Source organism: Agrobacterium sp. A3-95 (assembly GCF_053521785.1).
Genome location: NZ_JBNWDR010000004.1, coordinates 353130 through 372037, shown reverse-complemented (window position 1 = coordinate 372037; position 18908 = coordinate 353130). Strand labels below are relative to the sequence as shown.

The window sequence follows — 18908 nt, the reverse complement described above, 5'->3', positions numbered from 1 at the left end:
CTGATTCCGCCAGCCCAAATTTCATGCTGTTGCAAATTCGCTGTTGACGAATTGGCAATGGGATGTGGCGAAATGCGAACAAAAGAAAACCGGCAGGCTTTTGGCCTGCCGGAGCGTTAAATCATAACCGGGCTTATTGACCGGTCGGAACTGCGTTCGGATCGGCGGGCTTGGCCGGTGCCGGAGCGGCTTCACCAGCAGTGGCCGGCGCAGGCGCGGTCTGCGCAGGTGCTGCAGCGCCGCTGTTGGTCGGAACGCCATTCTCAGCCGGAGCCGGCGTTGCCGGCGTCTGTGCCGGGCCGAGCGTGTCGAGAATGCCGTTGCCCTGACCCTGCGTGGCCGGAATACGGTTCAGAATATCCGTCGGGCGCGATTCGTACCGGGTCAGAAGACCAAGTCCGAGCGACGTCACGAAGAACAGCGCGGCAAGGATACCCGTCGTGCGGGTCAGCGCATTGGCCGTTCCGCGCGCGGACATGAAGCCCGAACCGCCGCCGATGCCGAGGCCGCCGCCTTCGGAACGCTGGATCAGAACCACGCCGACAAGCGCCAGCACGATCATGAGGTGAATAACAATCAAAACGGTCTGCATGACAATCCATTCCATGCCCCGCGCGGAGCACTACAAAGAAGGTTTCGCGGCTCTTTACATGAGGCGAAGGCTTATTCCAAGCCCCTTTCCCGCCACTGTGGCAGGAAAGCGTGTCTCAAGCCGTCAGTTGCTCGTATGCCGCATAGATGGAAAGGAAGTCGGAGGCTTTCAAGCTCGCGCCGCCGATCAATGCGCCGTCGACATTCTCGACACCCATCAGTTCCAGCGCATTGGCAGGCTTCACCGAGCCGCCGTAAAGAATCCGCATGGTCTTGCCTTCATCGCCAAAGCGCTTGACCAGCTCGTCGCGCATGAAGGCATGGGCCTCGCGCACATCCTGCGTGGTCGGCGTCAGACCCGTGCCGATCGCCCAGACCGGCTCATAAGCGATGACGGTGTTTTCGGCGGTTGCCTCGTCCGGAAGCGATCCGGCGAGCTGGCGCTTGAGGATATCGAGCGTCTGGCCCGCCTTGCGCTCATCCGCCGTCTCGCCAATGCAGACGATGGCGATAAGATCGGCCTGATGGGCGGCAACGGCCTTGGCGCGGACCAGATGATCCGTCTCGGCATGGTCGGTGCGACGCTCGGAGTGGCCGACGATGACATGGGTGCCGAAGCAATCGGCAATCATCTCGGCGGAAATGTCACCCGTATGCGCGCCGGAAACATTCTGGTGGCAATCCTGTCCGCCAATCATCAGCGGGCTGTCGTCGCAGAGCGCGGTTGCCACATAAAGAAGCGTCGATGGCGGGCAGATCAGCGCATCCACCTTTTCGGAAAGCGCGCCCTTGACGCCCTCTGCCATGGCCTTGATCTGATCGAGCGACGAACGGGTGCCGTTCATCTTCCAGTTTCCGGCTACAAGCGGTCGAACATTCGGCGTCATGCGTATCCCATTCCCTTTGTCTCGGAGAGCCGCTTGCGCGAACACCCCTTACCTCAGCCGCCAGGCGGCCCCTAATCGCGACAGAAACCCTGCCGGAAATCCCGGAATATTTCCTTAAACGCAGCTGATGACAATTGGTACAAAAAAGCAGTCATAAGCTTCAAAACGTCAGTCAATGTGCCGAAATTCGCGCCTGTCGAACCAAAACTGGACCTCATCGGCTCAAAATCCAGTTCAAAACCGCCCGCCAGTCGGTCATGCGCACCGGCGTTCCATGCGTGCCTGTCTCAAAAAGCGTGAAGCGCGCCGGCTCTCCCGCCTTCAGCAAGGTGCGGAAGATGGTCGCCTGACTGTCGGCGGAATAGACCTTGTCGGCGCTGCCATGGGTGAACCACACCGGCTTTTTGGCTTTCGCAAAGGCGCTTTTCGGAAAATCGGGATCGACCGCGCCGCCAAGGATCGCCATGCCCTTGAGATTGCCGACCGTCGCCTTGTCGCGGCTGATGCCGTAGCAGATGAAGCTGCCCATGGAGGCGCAGGCCAACACCACCGGCTTGCCGCCGGATTTGCTAGCAGCATAGGCGATCAGCGCGGAAACGTCGGCAACGCCATTGGCATCGAAGGATCGTACGCTCGGCACATAATAGGTGCCGCCATTGGCGACAGCCAGATTTTTCAGCCGGTTGAAATTGCCGCCGAACGTATAGTCGTTCATGCCAAGCCGCCGGTCGCCGCCGCGCCCGTGAATGAAGATCACGGTGAAGGCCTGCCCGGATGATGGCCCGACTCGGCCCACCTCAAGCGCCCTGCCCTCAACCGTCACGGATTCCATCGCCTGCGCTGTCTTGGGCGCCATATCCACATATTGCCGCTTCACCCGGCGTTCCGGTACCTCGTCGCGGCCGTTGATATCGCGCATCTCCTGATAATCGATCACCTCAGATGCGCCGCCATCGGCCGTGGAAAGCACTGTCTGGCTGGAAAACAGCTCGTCCTTGAACGGCCGCAGCGGCCCGTCCGCCGCCCCGGCACCGCCCGGCATCGCCGCAACAGTCAGGCAGAAAAGAGTACAAAACGTGAAATGAGCTGTGGACATGACTTGGTTAACCGTTCATTCGTGGCTGCGAGACTTGCCATTGCCAGGGCGGCAGCGCAATCCTCCTGTTGCGAAACCCTGACATAGTCGTGGCATAGGGTGCGCCGCGTTAGGCCACACGCCCTGCACGTTTGGCGCTATACTTGCCCCTATTGGCATACTGATTCGCTTGGCGAAATTCTGACGACACGCTTTTTTGAACCTTGGACATGATGGACGATAGCAACGATCTCTTCTCCGGTCTTCCGGTGGCACCAAACAGCGAAACGGAAAAGAACGAGGACACGGCAAAACCCGTGAAGGCCCCGGTGTCCGCAGCCGCGAACGTGAACGTGCAGCCGAAACCAGCAGCCGTTGCGGCCGTCACGACGCCCCCGCCCCCAGCGCCCGTGTCTCCTTCCGGTGACGACTACGGTGCCTCGTCGATCCGCGTGCTCGAAGGGCTGGAACCGGTGCGCATGCGACCCGGCATGTATATTGGCGGCACCGACGAGAAGGCGCTGCACCACCTCTTTGCCGAAGTCATCGACAACTCCATGGACGAGGCCGTCGCAGGCCACGCCAATTTCATCGAGGTCCATCTCGATACCGAGGGTTTCCTCACCGTGACCGATAACGGACGCGGCATTCCGGTGGAAAACCATCCGCAGGTTCCGGGCAAGTCGACGCTCGAAGTCATCATGACCAAGCTGCATGCCGGCGGCAAGTTCGATGGCAAGGCCTATGAAACCTCCGGCGGCCTGCACGGCGTCGGCGTTTCCGTGGTCAATGCGCTGTCCGATCTTCTGGAAGTGGAAGTCGCCCGTAACCGCAAGCTTTACCGCCAGCGCTTTTCGCGCGGTGCGCCGATCGGCGGTCTCGAAGAACTGGGTGACGTGCACAACCGACGCGGCACCCGCGTGCGTTTCCATCCGGACCCGCAGATCTTCGGCGATCACGCAAAATTCGAACCGGCCCGTATTTTCCGCATGGCCCGCTCCAAGGCTTATCTCTTCGGCGGCGTCGAAATCCGCTGGAGCTGCGATCCCGGCATGGTGCCCGCCGGTGGCGAAATCCCCGAAAAGGCCGTGTTCCATTTCCCCGGTGGTCTGAAGGACTATCTGGCCGCCACGCTCGGCAAGGAATTCACCGTCACCCGCGAGATTTTCTCCGGCCGCACCGAAAAGACCGGTGGCCACGGCGCGCTGGAATGGGCTGTGACCTGGTATGGCGGCGACACGCAGATCCATTCCTATTGCAATACCATCCCGACGCCTGAAGGCGGTACGCATGAGGCCGGTTTCCGCATCGCGCTCACCAAGGGTCTGAAGAACTACGCGGAGCTGACCCAGAACAAGCGCGCCAGGGAAATCACCACCGATGACGTGATGATCTCGGCAGCGGGCATGCTCTCCGTCTTCATCCGCGAGCCGGAATTCGTCGGCCAGACCAAGGACAAGCTCGCGACCGTCGAGGCCCAGCGCATCGTCGAAAACGCGCTACGCGATCCCTTTGACCATTATCTCACCGGCAATCCGGGCGAAGCGGCGAAGCTGCTGGACTGGGTGATCGAGCGCGCCGAAGAACGCCTGCGCCGCCGCAAGGAAAAGGAAGTCAACCGCAAGACGGCGGTGCGCAAGCTTCGCCTGCCCGGTAAGCTGGCGGACTGCTCGCAGAACACGGCTGAGAATGCCGAGCTTTTCATCGTTGAGGGTGACTCGGCTGGCGGCTCGGCCAAACAGGCGCGCAACCGCGCCAATCAGGCCATCCTGCCGCTGCGCGGCAAGATCCTCAACGTCGGCAGCGCCAGCCGTGAAAAACTCTCCGCCAACCAGCAGATCGCCGATCTCATCCAGGCGCTGGGCTGCGGCACGCGCACCAAGTACCGCGAAGAGGATCTTCGTTACGAACGCATCATCATCATGACGGATGCCGACGTCGATGGTGCTCACATCGCCTCGCTGCTCATCACCTTCTTCTATCAGGAAATGCCGGAACTCATTCGTGGCAACCACCTCTATCTCGCGGTGCCGCCGCTCTACGTCATCCGTCAGGGTGCCAAGAGCGCCTATGCCCGCGACGACGCCCACCGCGCCGAATTGATGGAAACCGTCTTCAAGGGCAAGAAGGTCGAAATCGGCCGCTTCAAAGGCCTTGGCGAAATGATGGCGGCCCAGTTGAAGGAAACCACCATGGATCCCGAAAAGCGCACCCTGCTGCGCGTCGAGATCGACGACGTGGATTTCGAAGGCACCCGCGAGGCGGTCGACAATCTGATGGGCACCAAGGCGGATGCCCGCTTCCGCTTCATTCAGGAACGCGCTGCCTTCGCGGATAATCTGGATATCTGATCAACCGTCCCGGCCAGCCATGCGCCAACCGGGACGATTTGAGTCATGCCGCCGCCACATCTTCGCGAACGTCCAGAACGCGGTCGATCAAACCCCACTCCAGTGCCTCTTCCACCGTCATGAAACGGTCGCGATCCATTGCCGCTTCAAACTCGTCATAGCTGCGTTTGCAATGCTCGGCATAAAGCCGCGTCATTCGGTGCTTTGTCTGCCTGATTTCTTCAGCATGGATGAGCATATCCGACGCCTGCCCCTGAAACCCGCCGGACGGCTGGTGAATGAGGATGCTGGCGTTGGGCAATGCCGCCCGCGCGCCCGGTTCGCCCGCCATAAGCAGGAACGAGCCCATCGAACGGGCGGTCCCCATGCACAGAGTATGAACCGGCGCGCGGATGTAGCGCATGGTGTCATACATTGCGAGACCGCTGGTCACGACGCCGCCTGGAGAATTGATGTAGAGATGGATCGGCTTCTTCGGGTTTTCCGCCTCCAGAAACAGCAGTTGCGCGCAGACAAGCGCGGAAACAGCGTCGTTGACCTCACCGTTGAGAAAGATGATCCTTTCCCGCAACAGCCGGGAATAGATGTCGAAGGACCTTTCTCCCCTAGCGGATTGTTCAACTACCATAGGGACGAGTTGCATCGCTTCGCGCATCGGCGAACTCCTGTCGTTTGAAAATGTAAGGAAATGTGGTGGATCAGGCGGCGAGCTTGATGGGCGAACGGTTGTGGTTTGCGGCGGCCTTTGTCATCCGACCGGAACCGGTGATGGGCAACTCATGAATGACCCGCAGGCTGGTGCCGCCGCTCGCGTTGGATGCAATACTGAAGGTGACGGTGCTTTCCAAAAATGGCGGAACGTCATCCCGTATCCTGTAGCAGACCTCCTTCCCCGGGGTGATCCTGATCGCCTCGGGTTCAGCCAAAGCCTCCTTCGGCAACCAGTTTTCACGGAAGGCCGGAATGCTGATCGCACGCCAGACTTTTTGCGGCGGCTCATCGAGATCATATTCCAGCTCGATACCGGGTTTCGGTGCTGCGGGCAGTTCCCTGTTCATTGATCCATATCCTTCAGCAAGAGCTTGAGTGCTTCTACGCGCTGCGGCCAGTAGGCGCGGTATTTGCCAAGCCATGTCGCAATCCGTGTCAGCCCATCCGGATCGACCTCGTAATTGACGAAACGACCCTGCCGCCGTTCGACGACCAGCCCCGCCCCCCGCAGCACGGCAAGATGCTGCGACATGGCCGGCTGGCTGATATCGATACCCTCACGCAAGGCGGAAGCGTTCTGGGCACCATCCGCGAGCTTTTCGAAAATAGCGCGGCGTGTCGGATCGGCCAGCGCCCGGAAAATATCATTCTCTGTCATGACAACAGATAAGCATACACTTATGTGATTCACAAGTCCCGCCTCCTGCATTCGCTTCGCAAGGCAGGCTTTTTCGCTCCCGCGCCCTCTTCTGCCGTGAACGCTTTATGTGCTCGCGCGTTTTCACCTGGCCTGATAACCTTCAGGCCGGGAGTGATCAAAACAAGTGACTGCATTTACGGTCTTTATCGCCATGGTGCTGCTGGTCGTCGGACCAGCCCTGTTTGTTGTCATCAGCAAGCAGCGGGAAAAGGCCATTCCCAAACGCCCCTCAACTGCCCTGCCCGTTGCCGAGGATGCGACCGGGCTCGACCGCCACTGGCAGTCGATAAGGGACGGCTGGAACGAGAAAAACGCGCTCTGCCTGCTGCATTCCAATCTGGATGCCTTTGCAGTGCGCATGGCTGCGGCGCGGGCGGCTGGGCGCAGCCTTGATCTGATGTATTATATGTGGAACGCCGATCTGACCGGTCGGCTGATGATGCGCGAGGTCATTGCAGCGGCTGATCGCGGCGTGCGCGTGAGGCTGCTTCTGGACGATCTCGGCGTCTCGATGTCTGACCGCATTTTCCACGCCATCGACAGCCATCCCAATATCGAGTTGCGGCTCTTCAACCCAACCAGGGCGCGGGAAAACATCCTGTATCGAAGCCTGGAACTGGTCCTCCGGTTCCGAAGCGTCAACCGGCGCATGCACAACAAGGCGTGGATTGCCGACGGACGCGCCGCGATCGTTGGCGGCCGTAATATTGGCGACGCCTATTTCGATGCCGCCGAACGGGCCAATTTCCACGATTTCGACATTCTCGGTTTCGGCAGGATCGTTGCGGATGCCACCGAAATCTTCGACGACTACTGGAACAGCGCCGTTTCCGTTCCCGTGCGCTCGCTTCTGGCGCGCAGGCCGAGCAAGCTTGCCAGGTTAAGGCGCGAGCTTGCTGCGCTGCCGAAAGGCGAGGCTGCCAAACCTTATCTCGAGCGCGTCGAAAACCAATATGGCAGCGGACATTTCCTGATGTCGGACCGCCTGCACTGGGTCGATGAAGCTGACGTGCTTGCCGACCCGCCGGAAAAAGCAGCGGGAAAACGCCGCAACGGCCACAACTTCCTGATGGAGAGCCTGCTGCCGCTGATGCAGGCGGCAAATGACAGCCTGCACATCACCTCCCCCTATTTCATTCCCGGCAAACAGGGCTTGGACATTTTCGCAAACCTTGCCGAGCGCGGCGTCTCGGTTGCCATCCTCACCAACTCGCTGGCTGCTACAGATGTTGCCGCCGTTCACGCCGGTTACGCACGGTATCGAAAGCCGCTTCTGCTGGGCGGGGTGCGACTGCATGAACTGCGTGCACAGGCGGACCAGCCAAGCTTTACGCTTCGCGGTTCAGGACAGGCGAGCCTTCACACCAAGGCTTTTTCCCGCGACGGCAAGACCGGCTATATTGGCTCGCTCAATTTCGATCCACGCTCCGCGTCTCTCAACACGGAAATGGGCGTCGTTTTCACCTCAGCCCCGCTGGTTGCGCGCATGGACGAGATATTCAGCGAAGAGATCCGCCGCTCAATGAGCTTCGAGCTGGATATAGACAACGGCAATCGCATCGTCTGGATGACCGAAGAACACGGCCAGCCGAAGACATACCGACGCGAACCGGACGCTGCCATCAGCCGCCGGATCGTCGCCGGCATCATGCGGTTCCTGCCGCTCGAGTCTCAGCTTTGACTTATCGCGGCTTTGATAACGAAAAGTCCGGTCAGGCCGCCGGTCTCACGCCAGCCTTGGCCAGCTGTATCTGCACCAGCGTGTCGAGGTTCTGATTGACGCGGCAATAAAATTCCTCGTCGATGAAGGGTCGAAGCATAAAATCGTTACCGCCCGCCTTCAGGAACCGCGCCGACAAAAGCCGGTTGGTGGAAGAGGAAACGCCGATGATGCGCAACTCGTGCGAGCCGCGCACGGTGCGGATGCGCCGTGTCAGTTCGAAACCGTCGATATCGGGCATATTGTAGTCGGTCACCACCAGCCCGATATCGGGATTGGCCTTCAGGATTTCGAGCGCCTTCGCACCGCTATCGGCAAGGCTGACGCGGAAATTATAACGCTTGAGGCGGCTGGAAAGCAGCGCCCGCGCCGTTGGGCTGTCATCCACGATCAGCACATGGTGGCGGTGGTTGGTGAGGAACCGACAGATGGATTCCGTCAGCATGTCCACGGCAAAGATATTGTCTTTCAGAATGTAGTCGACCACATTCTTGGCGATCAGCGTTTCGCGGGTCGCCTCATGGAACGTGCTGGTGAAAACGATGGTCGGGATCGAAAGATCGATCAGATATTCCAGCGCCTCGCCATTTTCCGCCCCCGGAAGATTGATGTTGGAAATCGCAAGCGTCACGGGTTCGGCCGAGTGTTCGTAGCACGCCTGCAACTCCTCGAAGTTACGGCACACCTCCACGGAAACGCCCAGCAATTCTTTCAGGCGCATGCTCACCATCTGGGTGAACACATTGGTATCTTCCGCAAGCAAAATGCGGCAATTGGTAAATGGCACACCAGAATATTGCATGCCCGTAATGCCCAGAAAATTCATTTTGTCCCAGTCCCCCGTCGTCTTTCACGGGAAATTAGCAGGCGTATTTTTCAGAATGATTAATAACACTTTTGCCCGAAAACAGTCGGCATACATGCTTACCCAAAAGAAAACACGGCCCCCGAGGGAGGGCCGTGTTTCGAATGCTTCCAGGAAAATCCCTCAGGCGCGCAGCAGCGCGTTTTCAGTATCGAAGGGGCTTTCTTCCACCACCTCGGCATCATAAAGCGTGCCGAGAATGCGGATTTTCAGCTTCGTGCCAATCGTGGCATATTCGGGTTTCAGCATGGCAAGCGCAATCGATTTGCCGATACGCCAGCCAAAGCCGCCGCTCGTCACACGGCCGGCAAGTGCGCCATCTGCGTCGAAGATAGCTTCAGAACCACGGGCATCGACATCCGTATTGCCCGAAACGGTCAGCGTCGAGAATACCGATTTCAAGCCGGCTTCCTTGTATGCCACCAGCGCATCGCGGCCGATGAAGTTTTTCTCCGGACGCAGGAAACGGTCGAGACCGGATTCATAGGCGTTATATTCGACCGAAAGCTCGCGGCCCATGTTGCGATACGACTTTTCAAGCGACATCGACACCATCGCACGAATACCGAATGGCTTGATGCCAAATTCGGCGCCCGCTTCCATCAGCCGGTCGAAGATGTAGTTCTGCATTTCGATAGGATGGTGCAACTCCCAGCCCAGTTCACCGACGAAGTTGACGCGCAGCGCATGCGCCGTCGCCACACCCACTGAGATCTGCTTCGCCGTCAGCCACGGGAAATCCTTGTTCTCGAGGCTGGTACGGGTCAGCTTCTTCAGGAGATCGCGCGACTTCGGACCGGCAAGCACCAGCACGCCGTATTTCTGGGTGATGGGCTGCAGCACGACGGAACCGTCGGTGGGCGCAAGCCGCTGGAGCACGTCATGATCGTGCGCCTCAAGACCACCGGCGGACACAAGATAGAACCGGCCCGGCGCCCATTCATAGACGGTGAACTCCACCTTCACGCCGCCATTTGGAGTCAGAAGATGCGTCAGCGCAATACGGCCGCGCTTCTTCGGCACGATATTGGCGAGAATGCTGTCCAGCCAGGCGCGCGCGCCTGGACCGGAGACTTCCATCTTGGCGAAGGCCGACATGTCAAGCACGCCGACATTCTGGGTGACGTTCTTCACCTCGTTGCCGACATGTTCGAAATAGTTCGAGCGGCGGAACGACCACTTCTCAACGATACGGCCATCATCCAGTGGCGGCGCATAGTTGTGGCTGGTGATGACATCCGCACCGACGCCGAGGTCCTCTTCGCGCAGCGCATAACCTTCCGGCGCATACCAGTTGGCACGTTCCCAGCCGTAAACGGAACCGAACACGCCGCCAAGCTTCTTCAGACGGTCGTAAACCGGCGTCGTCTTCAGCGGACGGGCAGCGGAACGTTCTTCATCAGGGTAATGCATGGTGAAGACGTTGGCATAGGCTTCCTCATTCTTGGCAATGAGGTAACCTTCCGTCGCGTGAGGGCCGAAGCGTCGCGGATCGACACCCATCAGATCGAGTGTAGGCTCACCATCAACGATCCATTCGGCAAGCTGCCAGCCAGCACCACCGGCAGCGGTGATGCCGAACGAGTGGCCTTCATTCAGCCAGAAATTCTTCAGGCCCGGTGCCGGACCGACGATCGGGTTGCCATCAGGCGTATAGGCGATAGCGCCGTTATAGACCTTCTTGATACCGACTTCGCCGAAAGCCGGAACACGCACCATCGCCGTTTCGATATGCGGCATAAGCCGGTCGAGTTCCTCCTGGAACAGCTCATATTCGCTATCGTCAGAGGGACCGTCGACATAACAGACCGGAGCGCCGACTTCGTAAGGGCCGAGGATCAGACCGCCGGCCTCCTCGCGCATGTACCAGGCCGAATCCGATTCACGCAGAACGCCCATTTCCGGCAGACCCTGACGGCGGCGCTCCAGAATGGCCGGGTGCGGCTCGGTGACGATATATTGGTGCTCAACCGGGATGACCGGAATATTGATGCCGACCATCTCGCCGGTCTTGCGGGCAAAGGAGCCGGTGCAGGAGATGATATGTTCGGCGATGATCTCGCCCTTATCCGTCGTCACCTTCCAGTGACCGTCTTCCAGCTGCTCGATGGCGGTGACGGTGGTGTTGCGATAGATGGTGGCGCCACGGTCTCGCGCGCCCTTCGCCAGCGCCTGCGTCAGGTCGGCGGGCTGGATATAACCATCATCGGGGTGCTGGATTGCGCCCAGCAGGCCGTCCGTCTCGCAAAGCGGCCAGATTTCCTTCACCTGCTCCGGCGTCAGCATGTTGACCCGCACGCCGATAGTCTCGGCAATGCCGGCATAATACATATATTCGTCCCAGCGATCCTTGGTGCGGGCGAGACGAATGTTGGAGACCTTGGAGAAACCGACATTCATGCCGGTCTCTTCCTGAAGCTCCTCGTAGAACTTCACCGAATATTTGTGGATCTGGCCGACCGAGTAGCTCATGTTGAACAGCGGCAAAAGACCGGCTGCGTGCCAGGTGGAACCGGAGGTCAGTTCCTTGCGCTCGATAAGGACGCTGTCGCTCCAGCCCTTCTTGGCAAGATGATAAAGCGTCGAAACGCCGACGACGCCGCCACCGATCACCACCGCCCGTGCATGTGTCTTCATTTACAGAACCCCTAAAAAGCGCCGGCATTGCCTGTCGTGCTGCCAAATCGATGGGATGGAATATGAAGCGCGCGGCGGCCGTTCAGCCGCCTGATTGCGACATGGCCATAGGGTGCTGCGACAGGGGCGAAAATGCCGTCGCTGGAGGCGGGATTCAAACCACCGTCGCCTTTTGAAGACGACGGTGGCGCACATATGGGAAAATACCAACCGGAACAGATCAAGTGTCAGCCAAGACGGATTGGAGCCTGAAGCGCCGGATAAACCGTCTATCTGGTCTGAAGCTGCAATTGCATTCCCCGCACATCCGGGCCGTCCAAGTTTAACCCCTTTATAACGTCATTGCCGGGAACGATAATCGAGTTCTTGAGGACAGGACCGCCTGGCAGATTGTGTATCCCGCCGCCGCCACCGGGCGGAGGTGGTGGCGGCGGAAAAACGCCGCCACCATCATCCTTGCTGCAAGGTGGAATACGATAAATGCAATCATCGTTGAATTGCGCAATATCTCCACTCGCAGACGGGCGAACCACATCCTGCGCATTTGCCAGAAACGGAAAAAACATACCGAAGAGAAAAATAGCCAGTCTCATTTCGCAACCTCCTGCGAAGATGCACAAATCTTGGCGCGGTCTTTTACGTCCTTGCCAGCGGCAGCTTTTGCCGCGGCGTCCAGCCATGCGGGCGTGCTGTTGCGCATACCGATGGAAACGCTGTTGAAGCCTATGACGAGCGGCCTCGCAAACTGGCTATCGGAAAAGAGGCCGGAACTGTTCGTGCTGCGAATGGTGTTGTCATTGCCGGCCATGTTTTCGGCCGCCGGCTGCTGGCCCTGCGGGCCTGTGGTCGCGGCAACGTCCGCACCATCCACAGTCTTCTGGACGTCACCTTTGTTTCCCCCCGGCGTCTCATCCGCCACAATGCAAATAGGGCGCGAGGATAACTCCCCGCGCCCGTCAACGCCCGTATCGGCTGCGTCGCCGCAGCCGCGGTAGCCGCAGATTAACTGTCCTTGCCGGCCGCCTTCAACGTCGCCTTCGGCTCCACCACGGTTTTGTCACCCGCCTTGCCCGCATCCTTTTCCGGTGCAGTTGCCGCGGCAGGCGCCGCCGCGCCAGTATGCGCCGCCACCGCCTTGTCACCCTCTTCCGAAAGCAGCGCCGCCAGCATTTGCGGATTTGCATCGCCTTCCACGTGGATGTTGAGGTTACGCTGCGGGAACGGGATGGCGATCCCCTCTTCGCGGAAGCGTTTCAGGATTGCGATCCTCAGCGCGTTTTTCACGCCAAGCCCGTTCGAAAGATCTGCGAGGTGGAAACGCAATTCGAAATCCAGCGAGAAGTCGCCGAAACGGAGGAATTCCACGTGCGGTTCGGGGTTGCGCAGTACGGGCGGCTGGGTGCGCACCAGTTCTAGCAGAATATCCATCACCTGCTGCGGATCGGATTCATAGGCAACGGAGACCGGAATTTCCGCACGCATGATACGGTTGCGGTGTGTCCAGTTGCCGACGGAGGAATTGATGAATTCCGAATTTGGCACGATGATCGACTGGCCGCGGAAGGTTTCAATCTCGGTCGCGCGCACCGAAAGCCGTTTGACGGTGCCTTCAGTCGTGCCTGTCACCACCCAATCACCCACCTTGAAGGGACGCTCGACCAGCAGGATGAGGCCGGAGACGAAGTTCGAGACGATGTTCTGGAGGCCGAAACCGATACCGACCGAAAGGGCAGACGCCACCAGCGCCAGGCTGGAGAGGTTAAGACCTGCGGAAGAGACGCCGAAAATGGCCGCAACCGCGATACCGAGATAACCGATGCCGGTCTTGACCGAGTTGCGCACGCCCGCATCCACCTGCCCGCGCGCCATGACGTTGTTGTCCAGCCACTTCTGGAACCAGCGTGTGATGATGTAGCCGATGGCAAAGACAAGGACGCCGCCGAACAGGCCGATCAGCGAGATGGAGGCATTGCCGACGGTGATGCCGGTCAGCAGACGATAGGCCCAGCTTTCGATATCGCCCGGCTGGAACCCCCAGGAAAACAGGATGAGCGGCACGCCGAAGGCGAGTGCGATGACATAGATGCCGAGCCCCGCCGCAAGACCGGCCTGATCCAGCGCAACCGGGCCGAGACCGTAGCGCCGCCCGAGATAACGCCCGGCCAGGGATTCGGAAAAGGCGCCCTGTCGCGAAATCGCCTTGCCGGAAAGAATGCCGATATACATCGTTGCGAGCACCGCACCGGTGGCGACGATCTGCGTGGCAAGGAACCGCGCCAGCCCCACATAACCCGTCAGGCAGGCACCGATGAGAACAAGCCCGCCGACCCTGAGCAGAATGACCAGCCAGCGCGGCAGGCGCTGGTTGCCGGTCTCGTAGTCCTGCCCCTCACCGATCACCGGGCGCAGGAACGACACGGTGAGCAGGATGATGCCAATGATGATGGAGGCAATGAAGCTCTTGGCAACGGTGACGATCAGCGGCGAATAGAGCGTCTCGCTGATCGTGCCGAACAGATAATCGAGACCGTTGACGAGCGCCATCAAAAGCACGGCCGAGGACAGCGTGTGCGCTCCGCGATTGGAAACCTGCAACAGACGCCATTCCGGCTGCGTCGGCGCAAAGATAGCGTAGCTCAGCCGCGACACGAAATAGACGAAGCCCGTAACTGCCATGGCCCCGAACAGGATCGGCGCGATATCGGAACGAAGCACGTTGAAATTATCGAGGAAAAACGCCGAGGTTACCAGAAACAGGAAAAGCGACAGCGACTGCACCATGGTTGACCAGAAGGCCACCGAAAGCCGCCGCAGATAGGAAGGCTCGCCGGAAAAGGCCCGCCTTTCCATGCGGCTGCCGAAAAAGCGATAACCGCCCACCAGAAACAGCAGCGCCGCCATGATCGACAGCATCACCGCCCCGAACATCGGCAGGCGTTTGTAGTTCCAGACGAAACCCGCCCAACTGCTGAAGGCGTTGTTGAGATTGGTCAGCTCGCTCACGAAGGCGGAAGAGGCGTCGCCCAGCGTCTGGGAAGAGACTTCGGTGCGCTTGAACAGGGTCGCGGCAAAAAGCGCCCGCCGAACCGCCGTAATGTTGTTGGAAATCTGCGCGGCGTTGGTGGCAGTGCTCTCCACCTCGCCGGCAATGGCATTCACCTCGGCACGCTCCGCCGTCAGCCGGGAGCGCTCCTCCGTCACCATGCTCGCTTCGGGTGGCTGTCCTTCCGCCGGGGCAGCACCAAGCGCGTCGAGACGCGTCTTGATCTGGTCCAGACGGGTCCGCAGCTTGGTGTTGGCGGCGGCAGCATCGGCTGCAATGGTATCGGCGCGTCCCTTCAGGTCCACCAGTTGCACGTCATCGCTGCCGCCCGCCTCAACCTGTTTGGCGATTGCCGAAATATCGGCCTTCCATTTTTCCAGATCCGTGCGCGCCTGCTCGACGATGGAAGCCTGGATAGCGACTGGTGCGGCCGCTGGCGCATCCTGCGCCGACGCCAAGGTTGCGGACGACAGAAAGCTGCCAAGGAGGGTGAATACCGCGACCATTATCGCAGCCATGGCGGCCTTTCGCCGCCGGCCGGATAAAGGCCCGCCGAACATCCGCCTACCGTCAATCATTCCGCCAAACATCAACCGCACATCCATGCCTTTCATATCTTCACCCAGCATCAGGCTATTTATCGCCTGCCGCGCGGAAAACCACCCGCAAAAAGCGAGGTTTTCGGGAGTCTACCTTGCTTTTCACCCGGAGAATCATCACCTTCAATAGTGCAGCAATCATGGGAGGAAATCATGGAATCTGCTGGTATTGGCTGGATCGCAGCTATCATCATCGGTGGTGTCGCCGGGTGGCTCGCCGAACAATTCATGAAAAGCAATATGGGTGTTTTCATGAACATCCTACTTGGAATCGTCGGCGCGATCGTCGCCAACGCCATTCTCTCGGTATTCGGAATCGTTTTGACCGGATGGATCGGTTATCTCATCGCCGGCTTCATCGGCGCCTGCATCCTCATCGTCATCGGCAGAGCCTTCCGGCGAGGATAGCAAAAGACAAAAATCCGTAAAATCCCGGATTTCCAGCCTTTTCCAGCGCGACTGAAATTTTTTCGTCACAAAAATCGAAGAAATTTCATTTCCGCGCTGGACAAGCCGAAACTTCCCCTTTATAGCCCCCCTCACGCCGCCACACGGTGTCGGTCGGGTGATTAGCTCAGTTGGTAGAGCAGCTGACTCTTAATCAGCGGGTCGTAGGTTCGAGCCCTACATCACCCACCAAATTCTTCAAAAATGACAAGACGTTGCGGTGCTAAGTTAAAGCATCGCCTTCGACGCTGGGGACTGAAAAAACAGTTCGCATTCGGCGCCCCTGAACATGCGGTCGCGACAGCGGACCTAGCTCCCAAGAAAACCTACAACTTCGTTTCGGGTATGATTTTTGTCCCGATAAAGCGTGGCCCCAAGGGCCGCCCGGCAATACGGCGCCCGAATTCCTCGGTGAAAGGAACAGGCGTTGCCCGCTTCACCGCGTCGATGGCGGAATCGATAAAGGCTTGCCGTCTTGGACTGCCTTCCTGCGGGCGCGCGGCTGTGACGACCACCTTGCCCCTTATCTGCCCATCCTTATGCAGAATGAACTGCAGCGTCACGACAAACCCCTCCGTGTCTTCCGGCGGCACCCAGCATGCGTAAATCGCATCGAACATTTCTTTGAGGTTGCTGACCGGAGCAGGATCGTTGCAGACCCGCGACTGGCCCAAAGCCTGCGTCAGAAAACCCGCGTACAGGGTGGCCAGTGCCACGATACCCGGCAGCTTGAGGCCGCAGAAGAATAAAAACGAGCGCTTGATCAAATCCATTATCCTCTGTCGGAAAGCGATCAGCCTGGCCCATCCACCAATTAACGCCATTTTTGAAAAAATATTTTTGTCAGTAAAAACTCTTCGCTGATTCAGCAATCGATATATACAAAATAATAAAGTCCACGATACACACAGAAAAATCATAAATAAATCAAAATAAACCTCAAAATAAATGACAAAACAATTGAAAATAAAAAAACAGTTTCGGAATATAAAAATAATATATTGGTTTCATAAAAATAAAATTACAAATAAAGGAAAAAATTGGAAATATTTATTTATATATATTTGTAATATTTAAAATAGACTGGATATCTCGAAAAGTTACCCATAACGAACCCTTCGCAATTTAACCAAAACCCGCAGTTTGCATTGCAAGCCACTGGTTTGGTTGTATGCATTGCCCAGCCAGAACGATGGCGCAAAAGGGGGATATCATGACATCAAAATGGGTAACGGCGGTATTTTTCGGGGCTACGTTGACGGTTGCGGGTGCGGCGCAGGCGGACGACCTCGTCTTTTCGCTGAAGAACGGAACGAACTCCGTTCTCAATGCCTTCTACACCTCGCCGGTCGGCGTCGATGACTGGGAGGACGACGTTTTCGGAAAGAAGGCGCTTGGTCCGGGCGAAACGATGGAGATCACCATCGCCGATGGCCGCCGCGTGTGCAAATACGACATGCGTTTCGAATTCCAGGGCGATGAGCTGGAAGACCTCGAGGATACGCAGAACCTGTGCGAACTCGGCGAGTATACCATCACCGAGTAAGAATCCGGCAATAACGGCCCTGCCCGATCATGGCGGGGCCTGCACCAACAAGCGGCCTTCAAAAAAACCAGCCGCTCCGGCAACGCCGGTTTTGCAACACAGCTACTGAAACGACGAAATATCAGCGCGGCAGTGCCACCCGCTCCGCAAAGCGGTCTTAATCATGCCTATGATTGGCGTGATGAGATTGATCGTCAACATATTGCTTTTCGCCCTCGGCGCAGTCGGAAGCGGCGTATGTGCGTTTCTATTGTCGGGTACGCTTGCCGATTCCGGATTTCTCGGTTCCTGTTTCGAGGGAAGTTGTGCCTATGCGGCGCTTTTCATGGTGCTGCCCGTCACATGGTTCGTGCTTTTTGCGCTTTATGTCATGGCATTGCTGGTCTGGAGACGAAAACCTTTCCGGAACGGAAGGCTCTGAAATAGGTAAGACGACGCCGTCGCTACCGGACGTTCGTTGACAGCCATCGAGACTTGCCGTTAACGTCCCGCCTGCTGGGGGATTCGCTGCCATTGATATACGGGCCTGCCCGATATCATAGGCCTCTGAATGTGCATGTTTCCGATTTGTGCGTCGCTTAACGACGTGCATGGCGGAAAACAGGGAGACCAAACGATGCGGGCCGCAATTAATTCTCCATCGCTTTCTATCGATACCATGGACTATCAGGCCGAGTGCCAGTTCGCGCTGGAGCCCTCCATTCAAGGGCTGATCGAAAAAGCGGAAGACGCTGGCTGGAACCGCCAGCAAGCCGCGCTTGCCATCGTCGCGCTCGCCAGTGAACATCTGAGTGACCTGCTTCCCGGCCTCACCGCACCCGATCAACGCCCCCTGTCCTGACAGCCTCCCGCCCGCCGGAGCCGATCGGCACCCGGCATGATTGCCAAAGCATCCCGAAAATTGATTGAGCAGGCCGGAGTATCCCCCGTCGCGCCCGCAAGGGCGTTGGATGCTCCGTCGCAAGCGCGAGGGGAGAAAACGCTCCAGGCAAAGCCCTGCCCCCTCAATGCAGCCGGTAGCGCCCCCGTCACAGACCAACTCCAGGGCATTTCAGCTGCCCTTTAAGTATCGCTGTCACAGTGTTGACATAAGCGACCGATAATGAGAACATAAAGTGAACATTATGGAGGTCAGCGATGAACGCAGCAGACGCAACCATAGAAAATGCCCTGTCCGTGGTCGCTCGCTCCCGCGATATGCGCGAGCGCGCGCTCGAGAGACGACGGGAATTGCAGCGGCGAACGGAAGTCATCATCGCCCGGCCGCTCTACGTGCTGAAAAAGAATGAAGGCCCGAAGCAATTGTCGCTGAAACTCGACAGCTAGATGGCAAAAAGCAAATCCCGTGCGGATTACCTCACACACGGGATTTTCAGAATGAAACGATCATTGTCTTGTCTTATTGCATGCGTTGCATTGCGGCTTCGGGTTCGCCAGTCGTCGCAACCGTTGCCGCCGGAAGGCGATCGGTCTTTTTCAGTATGACGATGGGCTTGTCCACCGGATCCGTCGGCGGAACGATGCTTGCAGTTTTGAATTCACGGTCGACAGCAGGAACGGAAGCGTTGATCTTTTCATGACCTGCGCACTCCGCCAACGCTGCACTGGCGGAAAAACCAAGTACAGCGGCGATAATGAGAACTGATTTCATGTCATTCTCCCTTCGCTTTCGTGGCGATCTCCCAATCTAAGGGGAGACGGTCCGGATTGAAAATCACACTTTAGAGACATCTAAA

19 protein-coding genes and 1 tRNA gene are annotated in these 18908 nt (G+C 58.3%); 8 read left to right on the top strand and 12 right to left on the bottom strand.

Features of this window, described 5'->3' with window-relative positions:
- Window positions 1-133: 133 nt before the first annotated feature.
- The 3 genes from secG to ACQZ5Y_RS14070 form a co-directional block, all read right to left on the bottom strand.
- On the bottom strand, window positions 134-592 hold the full coding sequence (secG, locus tag ACQZ5Y_RS14080) for a preprotein translocase subunit SecG (RefSeq protein ID WP_003515429.1): 459 nt from the start codon (window positions 590-592) through the stop codon (window positions 134-136).
- A gap of 115 nt (window positions 593-707) precedes the next feature.
- A complete protein-coding gene (gene tpiA, locus ACQZ5Y_RS14075; RefSeq protein ID WP_003515430.1) occupies window positions 708-1478 on the bottom strand; it encodes a triose-phosphate isomerase in 771 nt (256 codons plus the stop codon).
- 214 nt (window positions 1479-1692) lie between these two features.
- Complete coding sequence (locus ACQZ5Y_RS14070; protein ID WP_174049487.1) at window positions 1693-2574, bottom strand: dienelactone hydrolase family protein; 882 nt, start codon at window positions 2572-2574, stop codon at window positions 1693-1695.
- A 209-nt stretch (window positions 2575-2783) separates the two neighbouring features.
- On the opposite strand from ACQZ5Y_RS14070, the gene parE reads away from it, so the two are divergent.
- Complete coding sequence (gene parE / locus ACQZ5Y_RS14065) at window positions 2784-4904, top strand: DNA topoisomerase IV subunit B (RefSeq protein ID WP_013636223.1); 2121 nt, start codon at window positions 2784-2786, stop codon at window positions 4902-4904.
- A gap of 43 nt (window positions 4905-4947) precedes the next feature.
- Here the strand turns inward: parE and ACQZ5Y_RS14060 are convergent, their stop codons facing one another.
- Genes ACQZ5Y_RS14060 through ACQZ5Y_RS14050 form a run of 3 tightly spaced genes read right to left on the bottom strand, consistent with a single transcriptional unit; the run spans window position 4948 to window position 6273 of the window.
- On the bottom strand, window positions 4948-5559 hold the full coding sequence (locus ACQZ5Y_RS14060; protein ID WP_013636224.1) for an ATP-dependent Clp protease proteolytic subunit: 612 nt from the start codon (window positions 5557-5559) through the stop codon (window positions 4948-4950).
- A gap of 43 nt (window positions 5560-5602) precedes the next feature.
- Window positions 5603-5962, bottom strand: coding sequence for an SRPBCC family protein (locus tag ACQZ5Y_RS14055; protein WP_174049488.1), 360 nt, complete (start codon window positions 5960-5962; stop codon window positions 5603-5605).
- Window positions 5959-6273 (bottom strand): ArsR/SmtB family transcription factor, encoded by a 315-nt coding sequence (locus tag ACQZ5Y_RS14050; RefSeq protein WP_026330922.1) that lies wholly within the window; start codon window positions 6271-6273, stop codon window positions 5959-5961. Before ACQZ5Y_RS14050 ends, ACQZ5Y_RS14055 begins: the two co-directional genes overlap by 4 nt.
- A gap of 166 nt (window positions 6274-6439) precedes the next feature.
- On the opposite strand from ACQZ5Y_RS14050, the gene ACQZ5Y_RS14045 reads away from it, so the two are divergent.
- Entirely contained in the window at window positions 6440-7996 is a 1557-nt protein-coding gene (locus ACQZ5Y_RS14045; RefSeq protein WP_174049489.1) for a phospholipase D family protein, read from the top strand.
- A gap of 31 nt (window positions 7997-8027) precedes the next feature.
- On the opposite strand, the gene ACQZ5Y_RS14040 is transcribed toward ACQZ5Y_RS14045, so the two are convergent.
- From ACQZ5Y_RS14040 to ACQZ5Y_RS14025, 4 genes are all read right to left on the bottom strand, one after another.
- Window positions 8028-8861: a response regulator gene (locus tag ACQZ5Y_RS14040; protein WP_003515447.1), complete on the bottom strand. Its 834-nt coding sequence runs from the start codon at window positions 8859-8861 to the stop codon at window positions 8028-8030.
- A 162-nt stretch (window positions 8862-9023) separates the two neighbouring features.
- Window positions 9024-11537 (bottom strand): GcvT family protein, encoded by a 2514-nt coding sequence (locus tag ACQZ5Y_RS14035; RefSeq protein ID WP_003515448.1) that lies wholly within the window; start codon window positions 11535-11537, stop codon window positions 9024-9026.
- A gap of 589 nt (window positions 11538-12126) precedes the next feature.
- On the bottom strand, window positions 12127-12408 hold the full coding sequence (locus tag ACQZ5Y_RS14030; protein ID WP_041694438.1) for a hypothetical protein: 282 nt from the start codon (window positions 12406-12408) through the stop codon (window positions 12127-12129).
- A gap of 131 nt (window positions 12409-12539) precedes the next feature.
- A complete protein-coding gene (locus ACQZ5Y_RS14025) occupies window positions 12540-15209 on the bottom strand; it encodes a mechanosensitive ion channel family protein (protein WP_041694439.1) in 2670 nt (889 codons plus the stop codon).
- Between the two features lie 123 nt (window positions 15210-15332).
- Here ACQZ5Y_RS14025 and ACQZ5Y_RS14020 point away from each other — a divergent pair, with 123 nt between their 5' ends.
- Both ACQZ5Y_RS14020 and ACQZ5Y_RS14015 read left to right on the top strand, forming a co-directional pair.
- Complete coding sequence (locus ACQZ5Y_RS14020; protein WP_003515453.1) at window positions 15333-15587, top strand: GlsB/YeaQ/YmgE family stress response membrane protein; 255 nt, start codon at window positions 15333-15335, stop codon at window positions 15585-15587.
- 155 nt (window positions 15588-15742) lie between these two features.
- Window positions 15743-15818: transfer RNA gene (locus tag ACQZ5Y_RS14015), tRNA-Lys, on the top strand.
- A 134-nt stretch (window positions 15819-15952) separates the two neighbouring features.
- Here the strand turns inward: ACQZ5Y_RS14015 and ACQZ5Y_RS14010 are convergent.
- Window positions 15953-16399, bottom strand: a complete 447-nt coding sequence (locus ACQZ5Y_RS14010) for an energy transducer TonB (protein WP_065658591.1) — start codon at window positions 16397-16399, stop codon at window positions 15953-15955.
- A gap of 440 nt (window positions 16400-16839) precedes the next feature.
- On the opposite strand from ACQZ5Y_RS14010, the gene ACQZ5Y_RS14005 reads away from it, so the two are divergent.
- The 4 genes from ACQZ5Y_RS14005 (at window position 16840) to ACQZ5Y_RS13990 (ending at window position 18498) form a co-directional block, all read left to right on the top strand.
- Window positions 16840-17172, top strand: a complete 333-nt coding sequence (locus tag ACQZ5Y_RS14005; protein ID WP_003515455.1) for a hypothetical protein — start codon at window positions 16840-16842, stop codon at window positions 17170-17172.
- 169 nt (window positions 17173-17341) lie between these two features.
- Window positions 17342-17593: a hypothetical protein gene (locus tag ACQZ5Y_RS14000; protein ID WP_019566197.1), complete on the top strand. Its 252-nt coding sequence runs from the start codon at window positions 17342-17344 to the stop codon at window positions 17591-17593.
- 195 nt (window positions 17594-17788) lie between these two features.
- On the top strand, window positions 17789-18013 hold the full coding sequence (locus tag ACQZ5Y_RS13995) for a hypothetical protein (RefSeq protein WP_013636232.1): 225 nt from the start codon (window positions 17789-17791) through the stop codon (window positions 18011-18013).
- Window positions 18014-18309: 296 nt separating this feature from the next.
- On the top strand, window positions 18310-18498 hold the full coding sequence (locus tag ACQZ5Y_RS13990) for a hypothetical protein (RefSeq protein ID WP_003515469.1): 189 nt from the start codon (window positions 18310-18312) through the stop codon (window positions 18496-18498).
- 73 nt (window positions 18499-18571) lie between these two features.
- Here the strand turns inward: ACQZ5Y_RS13990 and ACQZ5Y_RS13985 are convergent, their stop codons facing one another.
- Window positions 18572-18823 carry a hypothetical protein gene (locus ACQZ5Y_RS13985; protein WP_003515471.1) on the bottom strand — a complete coding sequence of 84 codons (252 nt, stop codon included), beginning with the start codon at window positions 18821-18823 and terminating at the stop codon, window positions 18572-18574.
- Between the last annotated feature and the right edge of the window lie 85 nt (window positions 18824-18908).

What these genes read in the sequence shown, in the direction of transcription:
- secG (WP_003515429.1), bottom strand. Translation starts at nt 592, where the DNA reads ATGCAGACCGTTTTGATTGTTATTCACCTCATGATCGTGCTGGCGCTT.
- tpiA (WP_003515430.1), bottom strand. Translation starts at nt 1,478, where the DNA reads ATGACGCCGAATGTTCGACCGCTTGTAGCCGGAAACTGGAAGATGAAC.
- ACQZ5Y_RS14070 (WP_174049487.1), bottom strand. Translation starts at nt 2,574, where the DNA reads ATGTCCACAGCTCATTTCACGTTTTGTACTCTTTTCTGCCTGACTGTT.
- parE (WP_013636223.1), top strand. Translation starts at nt 2,784, where the DNA reads ATGATGGACGATAGCAACGATCTCTTCTCCGGTCTTCCGGTGGCACCA.
- ACQZ5Y_RS14060 (WP_013636224.1), bottom strand. Translation starts at nt 5,559, where the DNA reads ATGCGCGAAGCGATGCAACTCGTCCCTATGGTAGTTGAACAATCCGCT.
- ACQZ5Y_RS14055 (WP_174049488.1), bottom strand. Translation starts at nt 5,962, where the DNA reads ATGAACAGGGAACTGCCCGCAGCACCGAAACCCGGTATCGAGCTGGAA.
- ACQZ5Y_RS14050 (WP_026330922.1), bottom strand. Translation starts at nt 6,273, where the DNA reads ATGACAGAGAATGATATTTTCCGGGCGCTGGCCGATCCGACACGCCGC.
- ACQZ5Y_RS14040 (WP_003515447.1), bottom strand. Translation starts at nt 8,861, where the DNA reads ATGAATTTTCTGGGCATTACGGGCATGCAATATTCTGGTGTGCCATTT.
- ACQZ5Y_RS14035 (WP_003515448.1), bottom strand. Translation starts at nt 11,537, where the DNA reads ATGAAGACACATGCACGGGCGGTGGTGATCGGTGGCGGCGTCGTCGGC.
- ACQZ5Y_RS14025 (WP_041694439.1), bottom strand. Translation starts at nt 15,209, where the DNA reads ATGCTGGGTGAAGATATGAAAGGCATGGATGTGCGGTTGATGTTTGGC.
- ACQZ5Y_RS14020 (WP_003515453.1), top strand. Translation starts at nt 15,333, where the DNA reads ATGGAATCTGCTGGTATTGGCTGGATCGCAGCTATCATCATCGGTGGT.
- ACQZ5Y_RS14010 (WP_065658591.1), bottom strand. Translation starts at nt 16,399, where the DNA reads ATGGATTTGATCAAGCGCTCGTTTTTATTCTTCTGCGGCCTCAAGCTG.
- ACQZ5Y_RS14005 (WP_003515455.1), top strand. Translation starts at nt 16,840, where the DNA reads ATGACATCAAAATGGGTAACGGCGGTATTTTTCGGGGCTACGTTGACG.
- ACQZ5Y_RS14000 (WP_019566197.1), top strand. Translation starts at nt 17,342, where the DNA reads ATGATTGGCGTGATGAGATTGATCGTCAACATATTGCTTTTCGCCCTC.
- ACQZ5Y_RS13995 (WP_013636232.1), top strand. Translation starts at nt 17,789, where the DNA reads ATGCGGGCCGCAATTAATTCTCCATCGCTTTCTATCGATACCATGGAC.
- ACQZ5Y_RS13990 (WP_003515469.1), top strand. Translation starts at nt 18,310, where the DNA reads ATGAACGCAGCAGACGCAACCATAGAAAATGCCCTGTCCGTGGTCGCT.
- ACQZ5Y_RS13985 (WP_003515471.1), bottom strand. Translation starts at nt 18,823, where the DNA reads ATGAAATCAGTTCTCATTATCGCCGCTGTACTTGGTTTTTCCGCCAGT.